The organism is Corallococcus sp. CA047B (genome assembly GCF_003612065.1).
In the GTDB taxonomy this organism is placed as follows: domain Bacteria; phylum Myxococcota; class Myxococcia; order Myxococcales; family Myxococcaceae; genus Corallococcus; species Corallococcus praedator.
The window spans coordinates 21,001-31,293 of the sequence record NZ_RAWD01000075.1 but is presented as its reverse complement, the minus strand read 5'-3'; the positions used below and the strand labels follow the sequence as shown (position 1 = coordinate 31,293).

The window sequence follows — 10,293 nt, the reverse complement described above, 5'->3', positions numbered from 1 at the left end:
CCCTGACCCTGCTGTCCCTGGCCCTGGCCCTGGCCCTGCTGTCCCTTTTGTCCCTGCCCTTGTCCCTGTCCGGACTGCTGCCGCCGGGTGGGACGCCTCGCCTGGGCCGAGCGGTTCCCCGCCGCGTTGTTTTCCTCGCCGAAGCGCTGGGCCAGCGCCTGCTGCCGGCGCTCCAACGTGCGCCGAAGGTCAGCGACCTGATCCGGAGAACCGGAGGCCTGCGCGCGAGCGGAAGCGCGGGCCTGGGCCTCGCGGGCTGCATCACCCGAGGCCTGCTGAGCGCCCTGTTTGTCTCCGCCCTGCTTGTCTCCGTCCTCGTCTCCAGCACCCTGTCCCTGTGTGCCCTGTTGGGACGACGCCTGCGCTTCACCGTCCTCGGAGGGTCCGTCCTGTTCCTGCCCTCCGTTGGAGCGCGCATCGAGCGCCATGAGGGCCTGCTCCAGGGACTCGCGCTCGCGGGTCGCGGACTCGGCACCGCCGGCAGCGGCGAGGGCGTCCTCGAGTTCCGCGGCGGCCTCGGACGCGCGGTTCAGTTCCGCGGCGGCCTCGGAGGCGCGCTCGGCGAGCCGCTGCTCCAGGGCATCGGAGGCCTCCCAGTCAGCGGAGTCGAAGCGGCCCTGGGCAACCTCTTCGGACAGCCGGCGCAGCTCCTCTTCGACGTCCTGGCCCAGGGGCTCCTCACGGGCCAGGGCCTCCGCCTGGGCCTGCACGGCGGCGACCTGGGTCGCGGCGGCGGCATTGATGTTCGACGTGCGAAGCGCGGGCAGCGGAACGAGCAACCCCACCGCGAGGAACAGGAGCGCGCCCAGCAGCGCACCCAGGGGCCGACGCCAGGGAACCTCTGGAAGCTTCACCTGCTGGGCGAACTGGTTGAGGGAGAGCTCCCACTCACCGACGGGGCGCTCCAGGCGCGTGAGCAGCAGGCCCCCGGCCCCGGCCGAGCGGTCCGCGAGCACCGCCGCGTACTCCAGCGACACGCCCCGCGAACGGGCGCGCACGAACCACCCCGCAAGGCCCGCGACAACAAGCGGAGGCACGGCCCAGACAGCAGCGCCCCGCAGCAACATGCGACAGAGCACGCACGCGGTGGCGGTGGCCCAGACGGGGACGAGCCCCGCGCCCAGCCACGCCACGGCGTTGAGACGCCGCTGCACGCGCCGGACGGGCGCGAGCACGAGGGACTGGAAGCGGCGTTCTTCGCTGGCGGCCATGGGTGGAGGGCAGTGTCGGACACCCGCCCCTCCGTTCACAAGCGACGCCCGGGAACGGTCGAATCCCGGCGCGAGGGGTCGTCCGCCTGACTCCAACCGTCGAGAAGATGCGAATCCGTACGAACCCCGAAACGCGGCGGTTAGTCTGCCGCGCATGAACTTCCGGTTCCTCGGTCGCAGCGGTTTGAAGGTCAGCGAGATTTCTTTTGGCAACTGGCTCACGCACGGCTCCCAGGTGGAGGAGGACGCCGCGCTCGCCTGCGTGAAGGCGGCGCTCGACACGGGCATCACCACCTTCGACACCGCCGACGTGTACGCCGGCACCAAGGCCGAAGCCGTGCTCGGCCGCGCCCTCAAGGGCCAGCGCCGTGAAGGCTACGAGCTCTTCACCAAGGTCTACTGGCCCACCGGCCCCGGCCAGAACGACCGCGGCCTGTCGCGCAAGCACATCATCGAGTCCATCCACGGCTCGCTGCGCCGCCTCCAGACGGACTACGTGGACCTCTACCAGGCCCACCGCTTCGACGCGGAGACACCCCTGGAGGAGACGATGCTCGCCTTCGCGGACATCGTGCGCCAGGGCAAGGCCCTCTACATCGGAGTCTCCGAATGGACCGCCGAGCAGATCACCGCCGGCGCGAAGCTCGCCCGCGAGCTGCACGTGCCCTTCGTCTCCAACCAGCCCCAGTACTCCATGCTCTGGCGGGTCATCGAATCCAAGGTCATCCCCGCCTCCGACGCGGAGGGCATGGGACAGGTGGTCTGGTCCCCGCTCGCCAAGGGCGTGCTCACCGGCAAGTACCTCCCCGGCCAGCCCCCGCCGGCCGACACCCGCGCCTCCACCAAGCAGGGCGCCATGTTCATGACCAGCTTCATGACCGACGACGTGCTCACCCGCGTCCAGCAGCTCAAGCCGCTGGCGAAGGAAGCCGGCCTGTCGCTCGCGCAGCTCTCCGTCGCGTGGGTGCTCCAGAACAAGAGCGTCTCCACCGCCATCATCGGCGCCACCCGGCCGGAGCAGGTGCTCGACAACGTGAAGGCCACCGGCGTGAAGCTCGACGCCGACCTCCTGCGCCGCATCGACGCCATCCTCGGGCCTGTCGTGGAGCGCGACCCCGCGCAGACCGCCAGCCCCGACCGCCGGCCCTGAAGCCGGAAACGCCCAAGGCCCCCCAAGCGTACGGATGCCGGGGGCCTGTACCGGCAGGCGCCCCGACGGCCGCCCTCTCACATGACAGGGCATCCGACATCCACGCCCTCTACCCACCATTCCCGGTCGAATGGATTGTCACGGTCCCATGGCCTCCCTGCCGATCCATTTGACTTTTGAGTCGAGGGGAACAAGACACTGCCCCGCGCGTTGGCAGTCCTCACACTTCAACCCCCAGGCTTGTCTCCCATGACGTCCTTCCTCCTCCTGGCCCAGACGGCCCAACCCGAACTCGGCTGGTTGAGCGGCAAGCTGCTCGGGGTGACGCTGGGCAGCGCCGAGTGGGTGCTCTGGCTGCTGGTCATCCTCTCCGTGCTCTCCATCGCCGTGATGCTGGAGCGCGCCGTCTACTTCTCGCGCCACCGGCTGCCCAACTCGGAGGCGCTGGCCGTGCGGCTGGCGCGCGGTGAGTTCGACGCCGTCAGCGCCGAGGTGAAGAACCACAAGGGCATGGAGGCCGCCGTCATCCGCGAGGCCCTGGCCTCCGCGTCCCAGGGCCCCGACACCGTGGAGCAGGTCATCGCGTCCACCGTCGCCCGCGAGCGTCCCCAGTACGAGCGCTTCCTGTCGCTGTTGGGCACGCTGGGCAACAACGCCCCGTTCATCGGCCTGTTCGGCACGGTGCTCGGCATCATCAAGGCCTTCAACGACCTGGGCGCCATGAACGCCAAGGGCGGCGCCATGCAGCAGACGGTGATGGCCGGCATCTCCGAGGCGCTCGTCGCCACCGCCGTGGGCCTCGCGGTCGCCATCCCCGCCGTCGTCGCCTTCAACATCTTCAGCCGTCAGCTGAAGACGCTCACCAGCCGCACCACCTCCCTGGGCCACGCGCTCGTGGGCGCCATGAAGGCCAAGAAGCCGGGCGTCGCGGGGGGGAACTAGGTCATGGCCGGCAGCGCGGGCGACAACGACGAGGAAATCACCGGCATCAACGTCACGCCGCTGGTGGACGTGGTGCTGGTGCTGCTCATCATCTTCATGGTCACCGCGAACTTCATCGTCCGCGAGACGGTGGAGGTGGACCTGCCCCGCGCCGCCAATGGCGGTGAGACGGTGCAGGGCCTGGTGAACGTCGTCCTCGACAAGGAGGGCAAGCTCTACTTCGACGGCGCCGAAGTCACGGAAGCCGACCTGTCCCGCCGCGTGGTGGAGGCCGTCACCAAGGACAAGGACACGCGCGCCATCATCAGCGCGGACCAGACCATCGCCTACGGCCGCGTGATGCGCCTCATCGACGTGGTGAAGGGCCAGGGCATCGCCAAGTTCGCCCTCAACATCGAGAAGGACGTGAGCCCCGCGGCCACGCCCGCCGCTCCCTGACCCGAAGGCACGCGAAGCCACCATGAGCCAGGCGGTCCTCGACCCTTCCCTCCAGCCCCAGCGCGACCGCTCCACGCGGTTCGTGTTCGGCTTCTTCCTCGTGTCGCTCGCGCTGCACGCGGGCGGCTTCTGGTTCATCTCCACCCTGGAGGGCCGCAAGCAGATGGCCTCCCAGCGTCCGGTGGAGCTGGTGATGGTGGAGGTGACGAAGCCGCCGCCCCCGCCCCCGCCGGAGGAGAAGAAGGAGGAGCCTCCGCCGCCGCCCAAGGTAAAGCCGGTGAAGCCGCCGCCCATCAAGGTCGCGCAAGCGCCCAAGCCTCCGCCCCCGACCGAAGCACCGCCGCCGCCCAACGACACGCCGCCGCCGGAGCCGCAGGCCAAGCCGCCGCCGCTCGTGGTGGGCATGACCATGTCGTCCACCACCAGCGCGGGCTCCTTCGCCGCGCCCGTGGGCAACACGGCCTACGGCAAGGCCAACGGCACCGCGAAGGACCCCAAGGAAGTGAAGGGCTACTCCGCGCCCAGATACGTGCCCGTGTACCAGGTGGACTCCGAGCCCACCGTCGCGTCCGAGGTGAAGATTCCCTACCCGGACGAGGCGCGCCGCGCCGGCATCGAGGGCACTGTGACGCTGTCCATCACCATCGACGCGGAGGGCAAGGTGGGCACCGTGAAGGTCATCTCCGGTCCCGGCTACGGCCTCAACGAAGCCGCGCGCGATGCCATCCGGCGCTTCCGCTTCAAGCCCGCCATCAAGGGCGGCGAAGCGGTGGCCACGGAGATGAAGTACTCGTACACGTTCCTGCTGGACTGAGCGGGGGCACCGGGCCTGGGGGCCTGGGAAGGCCCCGCCTACTGCGGCTTGAGCGCGCGGCGCATGATGTCGCCCAGCGCCAGCAGGTCCTCTTCCGGCATCGAGGCGATGAAGGGCGGAGGCAGCGCCATCCGCGCCATCAGCCGACCGCGCAGCTCCGCGCCAGCCTCCGTCAGCACCAGCATCTTCACGCGCCGGTCCTGCTCGCTGCTGCGCCGCTCCACCAGCTTGCGCGCCTCCAGCCGGTCCACCAGCCCCGTCACGTTGGACGCGTCGCACGACAGGTAGGTGGCGAGCGTGCTCATCGCGAGCGCGCCTTCGCCCAACTGCCGCAGGACGTGCGCCTGCACCGGGGACAAATCAAACTCCGCCGCCAGCGCGGGGAAGTTGCGCATGTGCGTGTGCAGCAGCTCGAACAGGAGCGTCCACGCCTGCTGCGCGAGCCCCACTTCCGCTTCTTCCGCACCTTGAGCACGGGCCTCCGGCGGACGCCCTGCCTGCTCGCTGTGACTTTCGCCAAGTCCGTTCATGGTCCCTTCACACTAATTCACACGAGTCGCATAAACAATTGACACCCTCAACCTTTGACGGGTACTACATTCCGGATATTCCATCATCCGACAGTGCGGAGTACTTTCACGGGGCTCCAGGGTCGGATAGATGACGCAACGCAGTCGTCCATTGGACGGATCCGCCTCGCGCTCCCGCGGGTCGGTGAGGAGGTCAAGGCGGTATGAGTACCCTTCTGGCGCTTTCCCTGTCGGCCGCCCTGGCCGCAGCGCCTGTACTGTCGCTGGACGAGGCGCTGGAGTCGGCCCGTCAGCAGAACCTCGATTTGAAGATTGCCCAGGAGCGCTTCGAGCAGGCGTCCCTCGCGACCCGCAAGGCCTGGGCTGGCTACCTGCCGACCATCAGCGTGGGTGCGTCCATCACACGCAACAACGTGGCGGCCATCATCCCCGCGGGCACCATCGCGCCGGTGGACATCACCATCCAGCCGCTCATCCAGCAGGGTGCGCAGGCGGAGATTCGTCAGGCCATCATCGCGCCGCAGCTGTGGGCGGGCATCGCGGCCTCGTACAAGTCGGTGAAGCTGGCGGAGCTCAACACGCAGACGGCGCGCCGGCAGGTGCTCTTCGGCGTGGCGCAGGCCTACTACGGCGCGGCGGCGCAGCAGGAAGCGCTGCGCGCCCAGGAGCGCCTGTTGGAGCTGACCCGGGCGCGGGAGAAGGACACCCAGGCCCGGTTCGACGCGGGCACGGTGACGCGCGTGGCGCTCCTGCGCGCGCAGCTGGATCGCTCGCGCGCGGAGCAGGACCTGGTGCGCGCGAAGAACGCGCTGGCGGGCCTGAAGCTGGCGCTGGGCACGCTCATCCAGAAGGAGCCGGACTTCGACCTGGCCCCGCCGCCGGAGCCGCAGGTGCCCGCGCAGGCGTCGCCGGACGACCTGGTGAACCAGGCGATCCAGGAGCGCTCGGACGTGCAGGCCGCCGAAGTGGGCCTGAAGCTGACGCGCATCAACAAGACGGGCGTCATCCTGAGCTACCTGCCCACGCTGGGTGTCACGGGCGCGTACCGCATCGCGAACGCGGCGGGCTTCACGGGCCAGAACGAGACGTGGGCCATCACCTTCGGCGCCAGCTGGACGCTGTTCGACGGCGGCCTGCGCGAGGCGAACCTCTCCGAGGCGTCGTCGCGCGTGCGTGAGGCCACCGTGAGCCAGCAGCTGGCCCAGGCCCGCGTGAAGGAGGAGGTGCGCCGCTCCAAGCTGGACCTGGAGAACGCGCTCGCCAACCGCTCCAAGGCCGAGGAGGCCCTGGGTCTGGCGCGCGAGTCCAACCGCCTCACCGACGTGAGCTTCCAGGCGGGCGTCGCCACGTACCTGGAGGTCGCGGACGCCAACACCTCGCTCACCAACGCCGAGGTCGGCTTCGTGTCCGAGCGGCTCCAGGCGTCCCTGGCCGCGCTGCGGCTGCTCAACGCGCTGGGCTCGTTCGAGTCCGGTTCGGTGCGCAAGGAAGCGGCGGCCCTGGGCGCCAAGCCCGGCGCCGGCGTGTCGGCGCAGCCCCAGCAGCAGCCCGCTCAGCAGCAGCCCGCTCCCGAGCAGCAGCCGGCGCAGCAGCCCGCGCCCCAGCAGTAGGTAGCAAGGTGTGAGGGGAAATTCCCGGCGCCCATCCTGGGGCGCCGGGTCCCCTGCCCTCCCGGGCGAGAAGCAGGTCCCGCGTTGTGGTGGCCCGGCGTCAGCCCCACCCTCCAGACAGGACCCGCTTCCACGAGGAGGGAATCATGGCGGATGCATCCTGGGGCAACTGCAAGAGCTGTCGCTTCTTCGCCGGCAACAGCGACGAGCCGAGCGATGGAGAGGTCCAGAGCTGCAACCAGTCCGAGCTGAAGCAGTTCGCGCTCCTGGTGTCGGGCGACAGCGGCTGCAACGCATACGAGGCGTACGTCGGCGAAAGCGTCCCCATCGGCGAGGAGCCCGCGCCGTCCATGCACTGACGCCGCGTGTCCTTCCACCCCCTCGCGACGCCGCGTCGCGAAGGGGGCTCAGGTGCCCGTGGCTTCGTGGATGACCCGGGGCACGGCTTCCGGCTCGTGCGCGTAGTAGATGCGCTCCATGAGCTTGCGCTGGTGCACCAGGGGCTTGTCGTACTTGTCCAGCCGCATGCCCTTGTGGCTGTAGGGCGTGTCCGCGACGGTGGGGATGAAGCGCGCGTCATCGCGCACCTCCCACCAGGTGAGGCCCAGCGCGGCCTTCGCGGCCACCGGCAGCAGCGGCTTCAAGAGCGGTGTTGACGTGCGCAGGAAGGAGAAGACGTGCAGGCGCGTGGTGCGCGCCGTCTCCGGCACGAAGAAGATGTGCGCCTGCGTGATGAAGGGGCGGGGCATCCCTTCCGCGGACTTCCAGTGGATGGTGTAGATGCTGCGCACGGGGTCGAACCGCGTCACCCAGTCGTTGTGGAAGTAGTCGCCGTCGCGCACCAGCAGCAGCTTCATGATGGGCGCGGGCCGCTGCGGGGCCCGGTAGTGCACCTCCGTGTGGTCCGCGTGGTTGTGCGCCTCGAACTCCACCGCCCCCGTCTGGGCGCCGCTCCACCCCAGCCGCGTGTGGACATAGGGCGTGTGTTCGTCCTCGCTGAAGTTGTCGAGCGCCACGTGCAGCGGCGCCTGGAACAGCGTGGAGAAGGTCCCGCCGAAGAAGTAGTCCTCCCCTGACAGCTCCGGCATCGCGGACACGGGCGTGTTCGCGTGCGCGAGCCACAGGTAGCCATGGCGCTCCACCACCTGGAAGCTGCGCGCCTCGCAGTGGCGCAGCTCCGGCTGGCTGGGGTTGGTGCCGTGGCCGCGCGAGTCGAAGCGCCAGCCATGGTACGGGCACTGGAGCTGGCCCTCCTTCGTCACCGTCCCCTTCGACAGCGGCGCGAAGCGGTGGGGACACGCATCGGACAGGGCCGCGGCACGGCCGGTGGCATCCCGGAAGAGCGCGTAGGCGTGCCCGGCCAGCTCCACGCGAACAGGGCGCTGGCGGAGCTGACGGGCGGGGAGCACCGGATGGAAATGCCGGACGACGTCGGGGGTAGGCTCCATGGAAACGGCAGTATAGCGGCCTGTCGGCGCTGACCCCGGGTGGGTCCCCTGGAGGCCGGCCGATGTCCGCAAGGCGTTGGGAGGTGACCCCGGAGGGTGGCATAGACTGCCGCTCCGTGAGCGCTCCCCTCCCCTCCCGCCACCGTGCGCGCTGGTTCGCGGCGGCCGTCCTGGCCGTGCTGGCGGTGCTCGTCGTGGGAGCGGTGTTGTATGTGCGAGGCGCACTTCCTGCGTCCGTGCCCGTCGCGGCCGGGCCCTTCTCCTCCACCGACTACGCGCGCGCCCTGGACCATGTGCGCCCCAGCGGGGACCTGGACTTCGTGGGGCTGGGGCGGGACCGCGCGGCGCTGGAGCGGTTCGTCGCGTCGCTGGCGTCGGTGTCACCGCGCCTGCGGCCGGAGCTGTTCCCCACGCCCGAGGACAGCCTGGCGTACTGGATCAACGCCTACAACGCGCTGGTGCTCCTGCAACTCGTGGAGCGCCATCCGGAGGGCGTTTCGTCCGCGTGGTTCGGCCGCTTCTACTGGGGCCACGCGTGGCCGGTGGGCGGCGAGCGGCTGACGCTGTGGGCGCTGGAGCAGCGCATCCTGGGAGAGTACGGCGACCCGCGCGTGCACTTCGCCCTCTTCCGGGGGACGCGGGGCGGGCCCTCGCTGGACGGCGCGCCCTACCAGCCGGAGTTCCTGGACGCGCAGCTCAACGACGCCAGCCGCCGCTTCATGGCCAGCCCCCGCCACGTGCGGCTGGAGGGCGACACGGTGCACCTGGCGCGCCTGTTCCAGACGCGCAAGCAGGACTTCCTCGCCGCGCTGCCGGAGGGCCGGGGCGGCAACGTGCTCCAGTTCGTCTGGGCCTTCCTGCCGGACACCTGCGAGGAGCGCCCGGGCTGTGACACGCGCGGCGACCTGGACCGCGCCTGCGGGCCCAAGCTGGACACGTGCCGCGTCACCTTCATGCCCGAGGACCTGTCGCTGCCCGACGTCGCGGACGCGGCCTCCCGGCGCTGAGCCGCCCTGCTAGCGTCCCCACGCGAGCACGGACGAGGAGGCACGGGGACATGACGACGGGAGCGGTGTGGCTGGCGACGTGGCTGGTCATCGGAGCAGGGGCGGGAGCGGGGCCGGGGAACGTGGACGTGAAGTGGGAGCCGCAGGTGAGCGGGACGACGGTGCGCCTGCGCGGGGTCAGCGCGGTGGACGCACGCGTGGCCTGGGCCAGCGGGGACAAGGGCACCTTCGTGCGCACCACGGACGGAGGGAAGACGTGGAAGGCGTCCACCGTGCCGGGCGCGGAGGGCCTGGACTTCCGCGACGTGGATGCCTTCAGCGAGCGCACCGCGTACCTCCTGTCCATTGGCACGGGCGACAAGTCGCGCATCTACAAGACGACGGACGGGGGCGCGACGTGGAAGCTCCAGTTCACCAACGCCGTGCCGGGCGCGTTCTTCGACGGCATGGCCTTCTGGGATGAGCAGCACGGCATCGCGTTCAGTGACCCGGTGGACGGGCGCTTCATCGTCATCACCACCGAGGATGGCGGCGCGACGTGGAAGCCCGTGATGAAGGAAGCGCTGCCGCCCGCGCTCCCGGGTGAAGCGGGCTTCGCCGCCAGCGGCACGAGCATCGCGGTGCAGGGCACGTCCCACGTCTGGTTCGGACTGGGGGGCTCGGCGGCGCGGGTGCTGTACTCGGCGGACCGGGGCCAGAACTGGAACATCGCGACGACGCCGCTGGCCACGGGCGAAGGCGCGGGCGTCTTCTCGCTCCTCTTCTGGAGCGACAAGGCGGGCATCGCGGTGGGTGGCAACTACAAGAAGCCGGAGGAGACCGCTGGCACCGCGGCCGTCACGCTCAACGGGGGGAAGACCTGGAGCGTGCCTTCGGGAACCTCGCTGGGGGGCTATCGCTCCTGCGTGGCGTCGCTCCTACACGCCCGGCGGCCGATGTTCGTGGCCGTGGGCCCCACGGGTTCGGACGTTTCGGTGAATGGCGGCAGGACGTGGGAGCCGCTGGACGCCACCGGCTTCCATGCCGTGTCCTCACCGCGGCGCAAGCAGGACACGGCCTATGCCGTGGGTGAGGAGGGCCGCATCGCCCGGCTGGTGCCTGCGTCCCCGGCGGAGCCGAAGCCGGCACCGAAGAAGCCGTAGC

At 70.3% G+C, this 10,293-nt stretch carries 11 protein-coding genes; 8 read left to right on the top strand and 3 right to left on the bottom strand.

Annotated elements, in window-relative coordinates; all coding sequences use genetic code 11:
- Positions 1–1,211: hypothetical protein (locus D7X74_RS14510; protein ID WP_120533548.1), on the bottom strand; the 1,211-nt coding region annotated here is incomplete at its 3' end.
- 154 nt (positions 1,212–1,365) lie between these two features.
- On the opposite strand from D7X74_RS14510, the gene D7X74_RS14505 reads away from it, so the two are divergent.
- The 4 genes from D7X74_RS14505 to D7X74_RS14490 all read left to right on the top strand — a co-directional run bounded on the left by D7X74_RS14505 (position 1,366) and on the right by D7X74_RS14490 (position 4,555).
- Entirely contained in the window at positions 1,366–2,361 is a 996-nt protein-coding gene (locus D7X74_RS14505) for an aldo/keto reductase family protein (RefSeq protein WP_120533547.1), read from the top strand.
- A 249-nt stretch (positions 2,362–2,610) separates the two neighbouring features.
- A complete protein-coding gene (locus D7X74_RS14500; protein WP_120533546.1) occupies positions 2,611–3,303 on the top strand; it encodes a MotA/TolQ/ExbB proton channel family protein in 693 nt (230 codons plus the stop codon).
- 3 nt (positions 3,304–3,306) lie between these two features.
- Positions 3,307–3,741, top strand: coding sequence for a biopolymer transporter ExbD (locus tag D7X74_RS14495; RefSeq protein ID WP_120533545.1), 435 nt, complete (start codon positions 3,307–3,309; stop codon positions 3,739–3,741).
- 22 nt (positions 3,742–3,763) lie between these two features.
- Positions 3,764–4,555 (top strand): energy transducer TonB, encoded by a 792-nt coding sequence (locus D7X74_RS14490; protein ID WP_120533544.1) that lies wholly within the window; start codon positions 3,764–3,766, stop codon positions 4,553–4,555.
- 38 nt (positions 4,556–4,593) lie between these two features.
- Here D7X74_RS14490 and D7X74_RS14485 read toward each other — a convergent pair whose 3' ends face one another.
- Complete coding sequence (locus D7X74_RS14485) at positions 4,594–5,085, bottom strand: MarR family winged helix-turn-helix transcriptional regulator (RefSeq protein WP_120533543.1); 492 nt, start codon at positions 5,083–5,085, stop codon at positions 4,594–4,596.
- Positions 5,086–5,288: 203 nt separating this feature from the next.
- Between D7X74_RS14485 and D7X74_RS14480 the strand changes: the two genes are divergently transcribed.
- Together D7X74_RS14480 and D7X74_RS14475 are read left to right on the top strand one after the other, a co-directional pair.
- Positions 5,289–6,695: a TolC family protein gene (locus D7X74_RS14480; protein ID WP_120533542.1), complete on the top strand. Its 1,407-nt coding sequence runs from the start codon at positions 5,289–5,291 to the stop codon at positions 6,693–6,695.
- A 146-nt stretch (positions 6,696–6,841) separates the two neighbouring features.
- Complete coding sequence (locus D7X74_RS14475) at positions 6,842–7,054, top strand: hypothetical protein (protein ID WP_120533541.1); 213 nt, start codon at positions 6,842–6,844, stop codon at positions 7,052–7,054.
- 48 nt (positions 7,055–7,102) lie between these two features.
- On the opposite strand, the gene D7X74_RS14470 is transcribed toward D7X74_RS14475, so the two are convergent.
- On the bottom strand, positions 7,103–8,143 hold the full coding sequence (locus D7X74_RS14470) for a Rieske 2Fe-2S domain-containing protein (protein ID WP_120533540.1): 1,041 nt from the start codon (positions 8,141–8,143) through the stop codon (positions 7,103–7,105).
- Positions 8,144–8,259: 116 nt separating this feature from the next.
- Here D7X74_RS14470 and D7X74_RS14465 point away from each other — a divergent pair, with 116 nt between their 5' ends.
- Entirely contained in the window at positions 8,260–9,150 is an 891-nt protein-coding gene (locus tag D7X74_RS14465) for a DUF547 domain-containing protein (RefSeq protein ID WP_233602102.1), read from the top strand.
- A 50-nt stretch (positions 9,151–9,200) separates the two neighbouring features.
- Complete coding sequence (locus tag D7X74_RS14460; protein ID WP_120533538.1) at positions 9,201–10,292, top strand: YCF48-related protein; 1,092 nt, start codon at positions 9,201–9,203, stop codon at positions 10,290–10,292.
- The last annotated feature ends 1 nt before the right edge of the window (position 10,293 follow it).